Here is a 15,937-nt window from a genome sequence, read left to right as displayed (position 1 = left end):
GCCGTCCGTCGCTCAGCGCAGGAAAGTCGGCGCCACCCACCAGCCCGGACGGGCGGCCCGCAGAGTGGCGGCCGCCCGCACGGCGGCGCGCCGGTCGGTGAACAGCGCGAACACCGTCGCGCCCGACCCCGACATCCGCGCCAGGCGGCATCCGCCCTGGTCGCGCAGGGCCGCCAGGGCCTCGCCGATCACCGGGGCGACCGTGAGCGCCGGCGCTTCCAGATCGTTCCGGGCCGGGGCGAGCGCCGCCACGAGGGCGTCGGCGCCGAGCCCCTCGGCGATCGCGGGATGCGGTGCGCCGTCGAGCCTCTGGCCGACCGCGAGGCCCAGAGCCTTGAAGACCGGGGCGGTCGGCACCGGCACGCCGGGATTGATCAGCACCGCCGGCAGCGGCGCGAGACCGAGGGCCGGGCCGATCGCCTCACCGGCGCCGCGCATCATCCGCGCCCGGGGATCGAGGCAGACCGGGACATCGGCCCCGGTCTCGCGCGCGGCCGCGATGACGGCCGAGTGGTCGAGCGCCAGGCCGTTGAGGCAGGCGAGCAGCCGCAGGCCGGCGGCGGCATCGGAGGAGCCCCCGCCGATCCCGGCCGCGACCGGCAGGCGCTTGACCAGATGGAACGCTCCCATCCGCAGCGACGGCACCTTCGCGGCGAGCCCGCGGGCGGCGCGCAGGACGAGGTTGTCCTGCGTCGGGCCGGCGGGGCCGGCGGTCGGGCCGCTGACGGTGAGGCCGAGCGGTGCGTCGGGGTCGAGGGTCAGGCGGTCGGCACTGCCCGCGAAGGCCACCAGGCTCTCCAGCTCGTGATAGCCGTCGCCGGCGCGCCGCCCGAGGACGTGGAGCGTCAGGTTGACTTTGGCGGGGGCGCGGTCGGCGAGCAGGGACACGGTGTCTCGAACAGGGCGGCGTGATCGGGCCTGACGCTCTACAGGCTCACGGGCGCGGTGTCCCGCAGGATGTCTGGTCCAATTCACCGCCGAAAGGTCATGGAAGCTCGATCGTGGGCGCGCGCCTACGGGGCAAATCCGGTCGCCTCGTCGGCCCAGTTTTCGACCGAAAGGGCGGGCTTGAGCCGGTCGAACGCCCGGGTGTTGTTCGTGACCAGGGTGACATCGAGCGCTTTCGCGTGCGCAGCGATCCAAAGGTCGTTGTTCCCGATGTTCAACCCGGCCGTCTGCAGCTTGGCGCGAAACGCCGCGTAATGTGCGGAAACGGTCTCGCCCAAGGCCACGACCGGGATCAATTCGACCAGTTTTGTGAAGCCACGCAGCGCCGCGTCGAAGCCCGTCGTCGTCCGGATTTTTTCCAGGCCGAACAGCAGTTCGCCTTGTGTGATCGGCGACATGACCACGTCGCCCGGCGTCAGGTCCCGGAACCGTTCGAGCACCTGTGGAGGCCGGGCGCGGCGGATGTGGATGCAGATGTTGGTATCCAGCATGTAGCGCGGCTTCATAGGCCTTCGCGCTCCTGAGGCGGCGTGTCCTCACGGACGACCTCATCAATCGGAAGCTCAGTCAGAAGGAGGAAGGCAGCAGAGAGATCGTGGGGCCGAATCTCCCGCAACACGATTTCATCGCCCCGTTTCAGGATCTCGACTTCGGGACCCCGGAGGCGAAACCCGGCCGGTAACCGGACGGCCTGGCTGTTCCCCGATTGGAAGACGCGGGTCCTCGTCATGCGGGCCTCCGTGTATATACCCAAAAGTATATACGTTCGTAGCGTCATGTCGATGGCAGCGCCGCCTATCCGGCCGTCACATCCCCCAATCGCCATGCGGTCGATACGGCAGGGCATCGCCGACTCGCACGGCGCTCAGATCCTCGGCCAGCTCCACCAGCCCGTCGCTGGTCGCCAGGCCGGACAGGGCGCCGCCGGGCGCCGGCACCGCCTCGGGCACGCCGTCCGCTCCGGCGCGAAGGCAGACGCGCAGGTATTCCCGCCGGCCCGGCCGCTTCTCCCGGTCGAAACCGCTGCGGACGGTCAGCGTCGGCGCCGCGTCGTGCGCGCCCGAGAGATGCAGGACCAGGGGGCGGAGCACGGCGAGGGCGGTGACGTAGGCGGCGGCCGGGTTTCCCGGGAGTCCGGCGAAGGGGGTTCCCGCCACCTGGCCCAGGGCCACGGGACGGCCGGGCTTGATCGCCAGCCGCCAGAAGGTCAGGCCGCCCGAGGCCTCGACGGCTGCGCGGACGTGATCCTCCTCGCCCACCGAGACGCCGCCGGAGGTGAGGATCAGGTCGTGCGCGGCGGCGGCCGCTGCGAGGCGCTGGCGCAGGGGGCCGGGCGCGTCGCGCAGGATGCCGAGATCGACGGGTTCGGCGCCGAGCCGCCGCAGCAGGGCGGCGAGCATCGGCCGGTTGGCGTCGTGGATCCCGGCGGGCGGAAGCTCGTGGCCGGGCGGGGTCAGCTCGTCGCCCGTGGAGAACAGCGCCACCTTAAGCGGCACCCGCAGGCGCAGCGCGGGCAGGCCGAGGGCCGCAGCGAGCGCGAGGTGGCGCGGCCCCAGCCGCGTCCCGGCCGGGATCGCGCGGCTGGCGCGGGCCACATCCTCCCCGGCCCGGCGGCGATTGGAGCCCGGGGCGAGGCCGGCCGGCAGGATCACGGCGTCGCCGTCGAGCCGGACATCCTCCTGCATCGCCACCGTATCGGTGCCCGGCGGCATCGGCGCCCCGGTGAAGATCCGCACCGCGAAGCCCGGCCCGGGATCGGCCGGCGCGTGGCCGGCCGGGACGCGGCCGCCGAGCGGCAGCCGGGTCTCGCCCGCCGGCGCAAGGTCGCCGGCCCGCACCGCGTAGCCGTCGACCGCGGCGTTATCGAACGGGGGGAGATCGATCGGGGCGATCAGATCCTCCGCCAGCACACGCCCGTCGGCGCGCTCGACGGAGACCGACTCGATCCCCGACAGGATCGGCAGCCGCGCGCGCAGCAGCGCCACTGCCTCGGCGACCCGCATCGGCGCGGGCCCGGCATCGAAGCAGTCGCGGCTCAGGCGTCCCATCGTGACGCGATATCGGTCTTGGGCAGGGAGCGGGTCGGCACGGTTGCCTCGCGGGGCTGTGGCCTGCCGGCTTGCGGCATCGGGGCTGAGCGATCAAGTCCGGACCATGGCGGCTTCCCGCGCGATCTCCTACGGTCCCGGCCATCATGCCGCGCGTCGAACCGATTCCCAGCCAGCGCCACCTGTTCGAGGTGCCCGCGGATGTCGCCTACCTGGATGCGGCCGCGTGGTCGCCGCTGCCGCGGGCCGTGCGGGCGGCGGGGGAGGCCGGGATCCTGGTGAAGAGCCAGCCCTGGACCTTTCCCCGCTCGGCGATCCCAGCTCTCGCCGAGCGGACCCGCATGGCGGCGGCCCGGCTGATCGGTGCGGGCATCGACGACGTCGCGATCGTCGGGTCCGTGAGCCACGCCATGGCCACGGCCGCGCGCAACCTCGCCCCCGCGCCGGGCGGCCGGCTGCTGCGGGTGGCCGATGAGTTCCCGTCCCTGCGCTACGCCTTCGACCGGCTGGCGGAAGCCCATGATCTCGTCGTGGAGGAGGTCGCCCGGCCGGCGGACGGGGACTGGACGGCGGCTCTGCTGGAGGCCATCCGGCGCCCGGCGGCGAAGCCCCTCGCCGTCGCCACCCTGACGCCCCTGCACTGGACCGATGGCGGCCGGATCGATCTCGACCGGCTCGCTCCGGCGGTGCGCGACACCGGCGCCGCCCTGGTGATCGACGCCACCCAGGCCGTCGGGGCGATGCCGGTGGACGTCGCCCGCTGGCGGCCCGACTTCCTGGCCTTTCCGACCTACAAATGGGCGCTCGGCCCCTACGGCGTCGCCTTCCTGTACGCCGCGCCCGGCCGGCAGGACGGGGTGCCGATCGAGGAGCATACCGGGAACCGGTCGCCGGTGGCCGGAGCCCGACGCTACGATCGCGGCGAACTGAACGATCCCGCGGCGCTCTCCATGGCGGCGGCGGGCCTGGACCTGATCGCCGGGTGGGGCGTCCCGGCCGTCGCGGCCAGGCTGCGCGACCTCACCGACCGCCTGGCCGAAGGCGTCGCGGGTCTGGGCCTGGCCGTCGCGCCGGAGCCCCTGCGCGCGGGCCACATCCTCGGGGCACGGCTGCCCGGCGGCCTGCCCGGGAACCTGGTGGATCGTTTGCAGGAGGCAAACGTTTTCGTGAGCGAGCGGTCAGGGGCACTGCGCCTGAGCCCGCATGTCTGGGCCGATGCGGAGGATGTCGCCCGCTGCGTCAGCGCACTCGGACACGTTCTCGGCCGCGGCGCCGGAGACCGAACGGACGCGCAGGGTTGAGAGTTTCCGGCCCGTGCCCGGGCGAATGCGGATGCCGTCCCGGACCCCGCCCCTAGATGACCGGATCGAAGCGCGGCCGTCGTCACCGGAAGAAGGCCGCCCCACACCATCATGCCGAGACCGATGCCGCGACCCGGTGAGACCCTTTCCATGCCGGCCCGCCGCCTGAACCTGATCGCGACGGCGCGCGCCGGCCTTTCCGGACGGTTCGCCGTGATCCTCTCCGGCGAGCTGATCCAGAGCCTGTTCCACTTCGCGTTGAACATCCTGCTGGTGCGCGAACTCGGGGCGCACGATTACGGGCTGTTCGCGATCGTGTTCACGGTCGGCGCGGTCGGCATCACCTATATCCGTGCCCTGGTCGCGGTGCCGGCGACGCTCCACCTCGCCCGCAGCCTCGGTCGCCCGGCGGCGCTGGGCTACGACGTGATGTTCGGCTCCGGCGCAGCCCTGGTCTCCGTGCTGATGGCGGTCGCCACCTCCGTGGCGCTGATCCCGGTGATCGGCCTCGGCGCCCTGGCGGCCGGGGCGTTCGTGGGCCTCTACGGCTTCCGCAGCTATCTCCGGATCGTGCTGCTGGCGCGCGGGCGGCCGCGGATCGCGGGTCTGAGCGATCTCGTCTACGCCGTCTGCGGTGCCGCCTTCGTGTGGCGCGGGGTGAGCGGGGAGGGCGCGGCCCTGCTCGACCGGGCGTTCCTCGCGATCGCGCTGGCCCATGCCATCGCCATCGCGGTGGCCTACGGGGCCCTGCGGCAACGCCTGCGGATCTCGCTCCACGCCCGGGCGCGGGCGCGCTACCGGGCGATCTGGCGGACCCTGGCCTGGTCGCTCGCCGGCGTCACCAGCCTCACCGTGCAGGGCCAGGGCCTGACGCTCCTGTTCGCCCTTCTGGCCGGACCGGCGGCCTACGCGCCGATCGCCGCGACGCTGGTGCTCTACGCGCCGTTGCGCATCCCCACGAGCGCCTTGATGAATATGGTCCTGCCGGAGATCAGCGGCCTGCTGGCCGCCAGGCAGGTCCAGGCCGCCCGCCGGCTCGTGATGCGCCACGTCCTGCTGATCGGCTGTGCCTGCCTGGTCTACGGGCTGGTGATGGCCGCGACCCTGCCGCTGATCGAGCAGGTGCTGTTCAAGGGGCGTTTCGCCGCCGAGCCCATGGGTTGGATCGGGCTCGGCGTCTGGGCCGTCGTGACGACGTCGCTGCTCTACGCCATCCCGCGCGCCTATCTCGAAGCCTCCGCGGCGTTCCGGACGATCACGGCCGGGGCCGTGGCGAGCGCCGCGTTGGGCTTCGCCCTCATGGTGCCGCTCCTGCTGCTGATGCCGCCGGACACGGCCCTTCTCGGGCTTCTCGCCTCCGAGATCGCGACGCTGATCTGGTCGGTGGGGGCGTTTCGGGCGTCGTCGCGGGGCGGGCGCGGCGCGGGCGTTTCGGCGACGGGATCGCCCTAGCGCGGCGGCCTGGAATCGTCGGGATGCTCAGCGCCCCGACGGCACGCTTTCCTCTCAACCAGCACCGGTCCCGCGAGTCACGCCGCCGCTTCGGCCGCGTGGGTCGCCGTGTCGTCCGTCTTGCCGAAGCGCTGCTTGAGGACGTGCCCGGTGCGGTCGACCAGATGGGCCGCCGCGCCCTGCGGGGTGCGCCCGCCCATCATCGAGGCGAGGGTCAGGCTCTCGGTGCCGAAGCGGCCCTTGAAGCCCTCGTCGCCGCACAGGAAATCGACCGTGTGCAGCCCCTGGTCGATCGACCACATGATGTAGTCCATCATCAGCACCATGCCGGGCGATCCGCGCTCGAAGGCCGGGTCGTAGGTGGTGACGAACGCCATCATCGTGCCGGCCTGGACGAAGTTGATCGAGACGGCCACCAGCGCGCCACCGCATTCGAGCACGAAGGCGTGCAGGAGTCCGGTCCCGGCCAGCACCTCCACCATGGCGGGCAGCGCCTGCGAACCCTCGTCGTAGAAGGCCGTCGAGGGCAGGTTGTGGGTCGCGAGCCACGCGCGCTTGAACTGGGTGAGCTTGTCCAGAACAGGCCCGAGCGGTTCCTCCGGGCCGAGCAGCCGGAAGGTCAGCGGTCCGTGCTCGCCCAGGGATTTCTGGCCGCGCCGGTAATTCTGGCGGGTCTTCTTCGATTGCGCGTCGAACCAGGCCTGCCCGGTCGGCCAGGGGCCGCGCACCCGCCAGTTCGCCTCGTCGCGGTGGTTGAGGCGCAGCCTCGTGCTGCCCGAGATGGGGGTGAGCAGCGCCCGCGCGGCGGCGTCGGGCAGGAGCCGGTTCAGGTAGGCGAGGTCGAAGCCGCCCGCCCGGCTGGCCTGCTGCCACATCCGCCGGACGAGCCCGGCATTCGTGCGGTCCGCCAGCAGAGCGTCGCCGAAATCGGAGCAATCCTTCGCGGCCCATTCGAGCACGCGGAAGCCCTTCCGCCGCACGGTGGCCAGGGGCAGCACGCCGACCAGGGTGTCGCCGCGCCAGGCGAGCACGATCGCGAGCGCCCGCCGCTCGCGGTCGGGGGCGCTGGCCCACCAGGCCGAGATCCAGGGATGGCTCTGGAACACCAGGGCGCCGCTGCGGCGCCACAGCGCGGTCCAGGCCGGCCCGACGGCGGCCAGCCGCTCCGCGGTGCGGACGATCTCGAAACGTTCAGGGGACATGGTCAGGCGCCGGAGCTAGGCTGGGCGGGGATCCCGCGCAGGCGGCGGACCTGCCGGGCGATCCGCCGGCCCATCTTCTTGAGAGGAAGCACGTAGAGACCCGAGAGGGATTGATAATCGGCGACATCGCGATCGACCAGGCCGAAGGTGAAATCCTCGTTCGGCTCCGGGACGTGGAGGGTGCCGAACAGGCGGTCCCAGAACGAGAACAGCAGCCCGAAATTCTTGTCGTAATGCTGCGGCGCCGTCGAGTGGTGGAGCTGGTGCCAGTGCGGGCAGAGGATCACCGCGTTGAGCCGGCCGAACGAGATCTTGAAATGGGTGTGGCGCACGAAGTCCATCATCAGGATGTTGCGCATGATGTAGACGTTGATCCCGAACACCGTCAGCTCGACCGGGTTCAGGGCCAGCAGGCTCCAGATCCCGAAGCAGATCCCGGGGATCACCCCGTCCCAGGCCCGGTTCATCAGCTCGTCGAGGGGGTGGACCCGGTCCTTGGTGATGCCCACCATCACCTCGGCCGAGTGGTGGACCTTATGGAGCTCCCAGAGGAACGGGTAGCGGTGCTGGGCCGTGTGGTAGAGGTAATAGGACAGGTCGTAGGCGAGCAGCATGGTGAGGGTGAACAGCACCACGGTCACCGGCCCGGGCTCGCCGAAGATCGGCTGGTCGATGCCGAACAGGGTGCCCAGCACCCGGTTGGTCGCGTAGCCGACCGCCACCACGAAGGTCACGCCCGCCGGGATCAGCAGGAACGGCATGATCGCCTTGCGGGTGACGTAGAACAGCAAATCCGCCCGGGCGGAGGGGTGGGTCATCACCTCGTGCGGCAGCGCGAATTCGAAGAACTCGGCAAACGAGTAGCGTTCCGCGGTGCGCAGATACGCGATCAGCGCGCAGCCGAACGCCGTCGCGAACAGCAGGCCGGCGGCGACCAGGTTCTCGGCCGAGACCCTGTCGATGATCCGCGTGATGAACTGGACGACATCCATGACGAGTCGTTTCCCTCCGCCAGCCCGGCTTGCACGCCGACGGAAACCGCCGGATCCGCTTGAGACGCTCAACGCGCCGGAGCGCAGGTCGCGCCATGCCTGCGCGGCGCTGCGCGCGTCTCGGCATCGTCGGCGACTTGCGCGGTGGCTATTATCGTCGCGCGGTGCTTACCGAATTTGACAGTGCCGGTGATTGTCCACCGAAGATCGACCGCGGACAAAGGCCGGTCTCCGTCCTGTATAGGCGCGGACCGAAGACATGTTGGTCAGGCCGCCGGGCGCGCGGTCCGTTCCGCGGCCACCGCCGTCTCGGGGCTCCGGGCGCGCCGCAGGGTCGCGCGCACCATGGCGTCGATCCCCTCGGCGGCCGAGGCCTCCGAGAACAGGGTCTCGTAGCGTTCCCGGGCCGCCCGGCCGAAGCCGCGCCAGCTGGCCGGGTCGGTGGCGATGCGGGCGAGCACCGTGGCGATCGGCTCCGGGCCGCCGGGCGGCACGATCCAGCCGGTCTTGCCGTCGGCCACCACCTCGGGAAGGCCGCCGATATCCGTGACCAGCGGCGGCACGCCGTAGGACATCGCCTCGATCGCCACCCGGCCGAGCGATTCCGGACGCTGCGAGGGCATCGTCACCACGTCGGCCCAGCGGTAGAGCGCGGACGGATCGTCCACGAAGGGCTGGAGGGTGACCTGCTGCGCCAGGCCGGTCTCCGCGATCCGCGCGGCCAGCGCTTCCTCGCGCGCGGCGTCCTCGAAGGCGCTGCCGACGATCTTCAGCTCGATCCGGCTGCGGATGGCCGCCGGCAGGGACGCCAGCGCCTCGACCAGCACGTCCTGGCCCTTGATCCGGCTGATTCGGCCGAGCATCAGCACCCGCAGGGGCCGCGTGCCGTCGTAATCTCGCCCGTTCGGCTCCGCCGGTCCGGCGATGCCGTTATAGACCACGCGCGCTGTGGCCCCCACGGGCAGGGCGTAGGCCCGCTCGGTGGCGCGCGAATTGAACACGACGTTGGCGCCGCTCCAGCGGATCAGCCCGCGCAGGACCTTCAGCACGGCGCCTTCCGGGATCTCGTGCACGTGCACGATGCTGCGCCCCGGCAGCAGGCGGGCGGCGAGCAGGTAATCGGCCACAACCGTGGTGTTGATGTAGACGAGATCGCTGTCGCGGATCCGCCGGAGCGCCCGGGCCACCGCGAAGGGCAGGGCCATCATTCCCAACGTGGCGAGGCGGGCGAGGTTCTTGCGCCGCAGGATCCACAGCGGCTCGATCACGATCGCGTCGGCATAGGGCTCGAGCGCTGCCACGATCGGGCCGCGCCGGGGCAGGACGATCTCGATCCGCGCGGTCGGATGGGCGGCCCGGATGGTCCGCACCGTCTCGATGAAGCAGCGATCCGATCCGTAGAGCTCGAAGCCCTGATGCACGCAGGTGATGCGCGTGACCGGCGCGCTTCCGGCTTGGCGCCCGAACGCGAACGTGCCGGTCGTCCCGGTCGCTCCCGAATCGGTGGCTGTGTCGCGCCGCATGGCGGGGGGCGCATCCGTCCGCAAAGCCGAGGGACGCGGTGCCACACCGCCGCCAACTGGGCTAGAAGATGAAGCCAGTATCGAACTATCTACCATAAGATGAAAACTTATCGATCTATAACAACCGAGGGTTGTATCGCCTATTTAGGCGACCGTTATTCCTGCCGCTGTACAATATGAACCGATAACAGGAAAGGAAGAGCCGTGCCCGTCGATGCGCCCACACTACTTATTCTTGGGACGCGCGGGATTCCGGCCGCCCATGGCGGCTTCGAGACTTTCGCGGAACGGCTTGCGCTGCATCTCGCCAGTCACGGCTGGCGGGTCGGCGTCTATTGTCAGGCGGAGGTCGAGCGGGTGCGGGACCGGGTCTCGACCCGGACCTGGAACGGCATCACGCTGATCACCGTGGAGGTGGCCCTGCGCGGTCCGGCCGCGACGCTGGCCTTCGATGCGTTCTGCGTGAAGGACGCGGCGACGCGGGGCGGCGTCTGCCTCGTCCTCGGCTATAACGGCGCGGCGTTCCTGCCCTACCTGCGGGCGCGCGGCGGCCGGATCCTGACCAACATGGACGGAATCGAGTGGCGCCGGCCGAAATGGCCGCTGCCGGTGCGGGCGTTCTTCTACGGGAGCGAGTGGATCGCGGCCTGGTCGTCGCAGCGGCTCGTGGCCGACCATCCGGCCATCGCCGACCATCTGGCCCGCCGCCGCCCGCGTCGCGCCATCGCGACGATTCCCTACGGGGGCGATCCGCCGCCGGCGGATCTGCGGCCGCCGCCCCTGGGGCTCGAGCCGGGGCGCTACCTGGTGTCGATCGCCCGCATCGAACCCGACAACAACATCCTCACCCTGGTCGAGGCGTTCTCACGCAAGCCCAGGGGCATGCGGCTAGTGGTGCTCGGCACCCTGAAGGTCGGCAACGCCTATCACCGCGCCGTCGAGAACGCCGCCGGGCTCGAGGTGCTGATGCCGGGGGCGATCTACGAGCCGGAGATGGTCCAGAGCCTGCGCGTCCACGCGCGCGCCTATCTCCACGGCCACACGGTCGGCGGCACCAACCCGTCGCTTGTGGAGGCGCTGTGGGCCGGCAACGCGGTGATCGCGCACGACAACCCGTTCAACCGCGGCACCGCGGGCGACGGCCAGTTCTACTTCACCGACGGCGACAGCTGCGCCGCCGCTATCGAGCGGGTCCTGACCGACGATGGGGCGGTCGCGGCCGCCCGGGCCGCGGCGCGCGCCCAGGCCGAACGGTTTCGCTGGGACGACGTCCTGGCCGCCTATGAGGACGAGCTGCGCCGGGTCGGCGGCTACCCGCGGCTGCCGGCCCCGGAATCCCGTGTCAGGGCCCATGCAAGCCCGCAGCGCGCTACGGCCGGGACGGAGGGATGAGGGCGAGCCGGCGGTCCGTGCTGGCCGGTGGGCTCGCCGTCGCCGGCACGGGCGCGCTCCCGGTCGTGGCCGCCCCGGAACCGCTTCGGCTCCGCCGCGGCATCGCCCTATGGCCGTGGTTCTCGCTCACCACCGAGTTTCCGGCGCCGCGGACCGATTATGCCTGGCCGCCGTTCCAGGCCGACCGCCCCGTGCCGAGCCGGGACGATCTGCGCCGGCTGGCGGAGCTCGGCTTCGACTTCGCCCGGCTTCCGCTCGATCCGGGGCCGTTCGTGGCGTTCACCGGCGCGCGCCGGGCCGAGCTTCTCGGCACCCTGTCGGATGCGATCGAAGCGGTGCTGGCGACCGGGATGCGCGTCCTGCTCAACGTCCAGGCGAACGCCGCCACCCACCATTACACGCCCGGCGCCTTCTACGGCTCCGAGCAAGCGCCGCTCTACCCGGCCTATCGCGGCCTGATCGCCGAACTGGCCCGGCTCTGCGCCCGGAAGGGTCCCGACCGGGTGGCGCTGGAGCCGGTGAACGAGCCGCCGCAGGCCTGCGGAGCGGGCGCCTGGAACCGGGTTCAGGCCGGGCTCCTCACCGCCGCGCGCGACGCCGCGCCGGACCTGACCCTGGTGGCGACCGGCGCCTGCGGCAGCCTCGTGTCCGGGCTGACGGCCCTCGACCCGGCAACCTTCACGCGGTTCGCGCCGCTGCTCTACACCTTCCATTTCTACGAGCCGTATCTGTTCTCCCACCAGGGTGCGACCTGGCTCACCGAGGAGCCGTTCTACCGTTGGCTGAATGCCGTGCCCTGGCCGGGCGCGGCGGCACGATTGCCCGAGACGCTCGCGGCAATCCGGGCCCGCATGGCGGCGGACCGTGCCGTCCCGCAGGCCGAGAAGGCCCGGGATTTCGCGGTGATCGAGACGAAGCTGCGCGAATACGGCGAGGCCGATCCGGGCCCGGCCTATCTGGCGCAGGCGATGGCTCCGGTCTCGACCTGGGCCGACCTCTACGGGATTCCGGCCCGGCATGTGCTGATGGGGGAGTTCGGGGCGCTGCGCACCGATTCCCGGTACACGGCATCCAGGCCCGCGGATCGCGCGGCCTATCTCGGCGACGTACGGCGCGCGGCCGAGCGGGCGGGCTTCGCTTGGTCGTTCTGGAACCTGTTCGACGGGCTCGGCCTGATGGACGATGGCCACGCCATCGATCCGGCCCTGGTGGCCGCGCTCGGGCTTGGCAGACGTCGTTAAGCGGGTTCGCTCAGAAGTGTTTCCTCCTACTCTCCCCCCTCATCCTGAGGTGCCGGAGCGCAGCGGAGGCCACGAAGGAGCCTTCCAGCCTGCCGCGCGATCCCTGGAGGGCTCCTTCGAGGCTCGCTGCGCTCGCGCCTCAGGATGAGGGGGGGGGGAGAGTAGGAGGAGCCGGGGGTAGGGCCGACCGAGGTGTCAGCCCCGCTCCCGAGTGGCGCCCGGCGGAAACAGCACGATCAGCATCATCGCGAACTTCGCGAGCATGGTGGTCTTCCCGGCCAGCCCCTCGAAGGTGTTGATCAGGATCACGAAGGCGAGGATCGGCAGCCAGACCCCGCGGCGGCACTGGCGGGCGATCTCGGTGAGGTAGAGGCCGACCGCCACGACCAGCAGCGTCGTCACCAGGATGCCGTGGTAGAGCACGTCGGAGACGATCGAGTTCTCGATGCCCCATTCCAGGCCGTAGATCCGCCGCAGGGTGCTCACCTGCAGGAGGTCCGGGGCCAGCAGCAATTGCCGGAACGGGATCGCGTCGAAGATCGCCAGCATGTCGACCCGGGCCTGGGCGCTGCCGCCGTCGGAGACGAACCGGCTCAGCAGCGTGTTGAAGAAGCCCACCGCGGCCAGGACGGCGACCATCACGGGCAGCGCCGTCAGCACGAAGCAGGCGCAGGCCGCACCGATCAGGGGAATCCGGTTGCTCCGCAGGGTCCGGTTCAGGGCGAACAGCCCGACGAGGCCGCCGAGCGCCAGGGTGGTCACGGTGGCCGAGCGGCCGCCGAAGGTCACCAGGGCGACGAGCTGCACGGCGATCATTCCGGCCCGGAGCGCCGGGCTCAGCCGGCCGCCGCCCTTGGCGAGCGCCAGGATGTAGCAGGCGGTGAGCGTCGCATTGACCAGCGGATGGCCCTGGAGCGCGGCCGAGCGCGTATCGGTCTCGAACGCCATGCCGTCGAACCGGAACGGGAAGAAGCGCTGGCCGCTGGCGAACTCGAACAGGCCGAGCATCGCGTTGGCGAGCATCATCAGGTGGAAGACGGTCTCGATCCGCCGCAGGGTCGCGGCGTCGCGATCCATCAGCAGGATCGGGATCAGGCCGGCCAGCACGAAGGTGTCGATCGAACCGGCCAGTCCCGTGCCGCCGCGGGCGGCGATCAGCACGAGGAGCAGCACGCCGCAGGTCGCGAGCAGCACGCAGGCCGGGCGGCGGTTGAGCGCCTGCGCCACCGGGATCACCGGGTTGCCGGCGCGCAGCATCGTCCAGCCGACGAGCGCCACCGCCATGTAGGTCGCCGGATGGATTTTCGACGGCGCCGAGCCGCTGATCCCGTCGTAATTGAGACCGAGCGCCCAGAGCAGGCCGCCCGACACGCCGACCAGCACCACGGTCAGCAGCACGAAGGCCAGCGATTCCGCGCGGGCCAGGCCAGCGCCGGGCCGCGATCGCGCGGCCAGCCGGTGCGCGAAGCCCGCGGGCCGCGCCGTGCTCACGCGCTGCGCCGGTCGAGCAGCAGGGAGCCCGAGACCGGCCGACCGAGGGCCTCGGAGGTGTCGACGAGATCGATCAGGTCGCGCTGGCGGGTGGCGCCGTTGCAGACGACCAGCAGCAGCCGGTCCGCCGCCGCGGCGATCGGGCCGAGCCGCAGGTTCTCCGACAGGACGCCGCCATCGATCAGGACCAGCTCGAACCGGCCTTTCACGCCGGCCAGGAAGCGCTCGATATTGGCCGGCACCAGCGCGTCGCGGATCGGCTTCTGGGTGTCGCCGAGCCCGATCCGCCGCGCGCCGGTCTTCGGATCGACCTGCGTCACCGCGTTGAGGCTCTGCTCGCCGCGCAGCACGTCGAGCAGGCCGGCCGAGCCGCCACCGTCGGCGCGCAGATCCGCATCGACCAGAAGAACCCGGTCACCGCGCGCCACCGCCACCGAGGCCAGCAGCGCGATCACGGCCCGGCGCTCCGTCGCCTCGGCCTCGCCGGAGGTCACCAGCAGCGCCAGCGACCGGCCGCGCGTTCCCTCCGCGGTGGCGAGATGATCGAGGGTGAAGCTCGCGGCCGCGGTGCTGGCCCCACCCGGCTGCAGGCCCGGGATCACCGCGACGACGGGGGCGTTCGACAGCCGCTCCAGCTGGCGCGGCGACAGCACCGTCGGCTCCAGATATTCCCGGGTGAGCGCGATGCCGGCGCCGAGGCCGAGGCCGCCGGCCAGGGCGGCGGCGACCAGGATCAGGCGCGGCGGCCAGCTCGCATCCTGCGGCGGACGGGCCGAGGTGATGATCCGGGCATTCGAGCTGTCGATGCCGGATTGCTCCTTGATCTCGCGGGTGCGGACCAGGAACGTGTTGTAGACGGTGCGGGCCGCCTCGACCTCCCGCTCCAGCTCGCGCAGCTGGACGGAGGATTGCGAGGTCACCGCGGATTGCCGCTGCAGCTTCTCCAGATCGGCGGCGAGCGAGCGCTCGTTGGCCTGGGCGCGCTGGTACTCGGTCTCGGCCGCGCCGGCGATGCGGTTGAGCTCGGCATCGATCAGCCGGCGGACGTCCTGCATCTGCGTGCGCACGGCGGCGATGTAGGGATGGCGCTCGCCGAGATTGGTGCGCAGGTCCGCTTCCTTGGCGGCGAGCTCGGCGTACTGGCCGCGCAACCGGTCCACCGCCGAGGACTGGATGGCCTCCGGCATCGCGCCGGAGCCGATCGCCTGGCCGCGCGCGTCCTTGATCCCCTGCAGGCGCGCCTTCGCTTCGGCGGTGCGGGCCCGGGCGGCGACCAGGCGGGCGTTCGAATCGGTGAGCTGCTGCTCGTTCACCAGCCGGCCGCTCGACGCGATCAGGCCGTTCTTGGCCTTGTAATCCTCGAGCTTCTTGTCGGCGGCGTTGACGGTGTTGCGCAACTCGTCGAGGCGGCCGCGCAGGTCGCCCGCGGCGCGCTTGGCGGCGTCGGAACGGGCCTCGGTCTGGTCGGCGAGGTACGCGTTGGCGATGGCGTTGACGATCCGGGCCGAGAGATCCGGATCCGCCGTGGTGACGACGACGTCGATCACGAACACCTTGTCGGCGCGCTTGACCGCGAGCTTGCGCCGCAACTGGTCAAGGGCCCGGCCGCGGGCATCCACCGGGCGCTCCGCCTTTGGGCCCAGCACCATCTCCCGCAGCGAGGCGACGGTGCGCGAGATCAGCCCGGCCTGCGCGACCCCGAAGCCCGGCTCGCCCTCGAGCCCCGCCTGCGCCACCGCCCGGCCCAGGACCGCGTCCGACTCGATCACCTTCACCTGGCTCTCGACCTGGGCGATGCCGCCATCCGGCGAGAGGGCGGCGGGATTGACGTCGTTGAGCACCACCTGCCGGTCGCGCGGGTCGATCAGGATCTGCGCGGTCGCCGTGTAGAGGGACGGGGTGATCAGGGCATAGGCCAGGACCAGCAGGCCGAGCACCAGGGCGGTGCCCAGCACGGTGCGCTTGCGCCGCCACAGGATGCGCCACAGGTCGCCGAACTCGGCGGTGGTGTCGGGCCGGGTCGGACCCGTCCGCTCCGGTTGTGCCGGATGGACCGGTGCGAGCCAGGTCGCGACGGCAATGTTACGGTCGATCTGTGCCACGATCGGTCACCATCGTCTCGAACTCGGTCGGTCCCTCGCGGGCCCCATCTCCTACTGCAAGAGTCGCGCAGACTGCTGACAATCCCTCAAGACTGCCGAGGGTCATCGGCGCAACCACCAATTACTCGGCGTCTGGTAAACGCCGTCAACCAAAGTCCGCTGCCTATAGGGTTATCGGTCTCGTTACCGTTTGGGAATTAGATCGGATCTGCGGCCGTTATCCGGCAGATTATCGACGGGGCGAA

At 71.4% G+C, this 15,937-nt stretch carries 13 protein-coding genes; 4 read left to right on the top strand and 9 right to left on the bottom strand.

What is annotated here, in order from left to right; all coding sequences use genetic code 11:
* Window positions 1-12: 12 nt before the first annotated feature.
* The 4 genes from BMZ47_RS13725 to BMZ47_RS13710 all read right to left on the bottom strand — a co-directional run bounded on the left by BMZ47_RS13725 (window position 13) and on the right by BMZ47_RS13710 (window position 2,996).
* Window positions 13-888: a 4-(cytidine 5'-diphospho)-2-C-methyl-D-erythritol kinase gene (locus tag BMZ47_RS13725; protein ID WP_091863047.1), complete on the bottom strand. Its 876-nt coding sequence runs from the start codon at window positions 886-888 to the stop codon at window positions 13-15.
* 125 nt (window positions 889-1,013) lie between these two features.
* A complete protein-coding gene (locus tag BMZ47_RS13720) occupies window positions 1,014-1,454 on the bottom strand; it encodes a type II toxin-antitoxin system VapC family toxin (RefSeq protein WP_091863044.1) in 441 nt (146 codons plus the stop codon).
* Window positions 1,451-1,678, bottom strand: a complete 228-nt coding sequence (locus BMZ47_RS13715) for an antitoxin (RefSeq protein WP_007561964.1) — start codon at window positions 1,676-1,678, stop codon at window positions 1,451-1,453. The genes BMZ47_RS13720 and BMZ47_RS13715 overlap by 4 nt, the downstream gene beginning before the upstream one ends.
* 76 nt (window positions 1,679-1,754) lie before the next feature.
* A complete protein-coding gene (locus BMZ47_RS13710) occupies window positions 1,755-2,996 on the bottom strand; it encodes a molybdopterin molybdotransferase MoeA (RefSeq protein WP_091863041.1) in 1,242 nt (413 codons plus the stop codon).
* A gap of 146 nt (window positions 2,997-3,142) precedes the next feature.
* On the opposite strand from BMZ47_RS13710, the gene BMZ47_RS13705 reads away from it, so the two are divergent.
* Window positions 3,143-4,297 carry an aminotransferase class V-fold PLP-dependent enzyme gene (locus BMZ47_RS13705; protein WP_091863038.1) on the top strand — a complete coding sequence of 385 codons (1,155 nt, stop codon included), beginning with the start codon at window positions 3,143-3,145 and terminating at the stop codon, window positions 4,295-4,297.
* 150 nt (window positions 4,298-4,447) lie between these two features.
* The gene (locus BMZ47_RS13700; RefSeq protein WP_091863035.1) at window positions 4,448-5,749 is read left to right on the top strand and encodes an MATE family efflux transporter; all 1,302 of its coding nucleotides are present in this window, start codon (window positions 4,448-4,450) and stop codon (window positions 5,747-5,749) included.
* Between the two features lie 77 nt (window positions 5,750-5,826).
* On the opposite strand, the gene BMZ47_RS13695 is transcribed toward BMZ47_RS13700, so the two are convergent.
* The 3 genes from BMZ47_RS13695 to BMZ47_RS13685 form a co-directional block, all read right to left on the bottom strand.
* The gene (locus BMZ47_RS13695) at window positions 5,827-6,951 is read right to left on the bottom strand and encodes a GNAT family N-acetyltransferase (protein ID WP_091863033.1); all 1,125 of its coding nucleotides are present in this window, start codon (window positions 6,949-6,951) and stop codon (window positions 5,827-5,829) included.
* A 2-nt stretch (window positions 6,952-6,953) separates the two neighbouring features.
* Window positions 6,954-7,943, bottom strand: coding sequence for a sterol desaturase family protein (locus BMZ47_RS13690; protein ID WP_091863030.1), 990 nt, complete (start codon window positions 7,941-7,943; stop codon window positions 6,954-6,956).
* Between the two features lie 266 nt (window positions 7,944-8,209).
* Window positions 8,210-9,466: a glycosyltransferase family 4 protein gene (locus BMZ47_RS13685; RefSeq protein WP_244536815.1), complete on the bottom strand. Its 1,257-nt coding sequence runs from the start codon at window positions 9,464-9,466 to the stop codon at window positions 8,210-8,212.
* Between the two features lie 204 nt (window positions 9,467-9,670).
* Between BMZ47_RS13685 and BMZ47_RS13680 the strand changes: the two genes are divergently transcribed.
* Together BMZ47_RS13680 and BMZ47_RS13675 are read left to right on the top strand one after the other, a co-directional pair.
* Entirely contained in the window at window positions 9,671-10,858 is a 1,188-nt protein-coding gene (locus tag BMZ47_RS13680; protein ID WP_091863024.1) for a DUF1972 domain-containing protein, read from the top strand.
* Window positions 10,855-12,099: a glycoside hydrolase family 5 protein gene (locus BMZ47_RS13675; protein WP_091863021.1), complete on the top strand. Its 1,245-nt coding sequence runs from the start codon at window positions 10,855-10,857 to the stop codon at window positions 12,097-12,099. The genes BMZ47_RS13680 and BMZ47_RS13675 overlap by 4 nt, the downstream gene beginning before the upstream one ends.
* A 195-nt stretch (window positions 12,100-12,294) precedes the next feature.
* Here BMZ47_RS13675 and BMZ47_RS13670 read toward each other — a convergent pair whose 3' ends face one another.
* Window positions 12,295-13,590 carry a VpsF family polysaccharide biosynthesis protein gene (locus BMZ47_RS13670; RefSeq protein WP_091863019.1) on the bottom strand — a complete coding sequence of 432 codons (1,296 nt, stop codon included), beginning with the start codon at window positions 13,588-13,590 and terminating at the stop codon, window positions 12,295-12,297.
* Entirely contained in the window at window positions 13,587-15,692 is a 2,106-nt protein-coding gene (locus BMZ47_RS13665; RefSeq protein WP_091863016.1) for a GumC family protein, read from the bottom strand. The genes BMZ47_RS13670 and BMZ47_RS13665 overlap by 4 nt, the downstream gene beginning before the upstream one ends.
* Between the last annotated feature and the right edge of the window lie 245 nt (window positions 15,693-15,937).

Source organism: Methylobacterium brachiatum (assembly GCF_900113845.1).
GTDB lineage: Bacteria > Pseudomonadota > Alphaproteobacteria > Rhizobiales > Beijerinckiaceae > Methylobacterium > Methylobacterium brachiatum.
The sequence above is the reverse complement of the archived record's forward strand: the minus strand, read 5'-3'. Positions and strand labels throughout refer to the sequence as shown.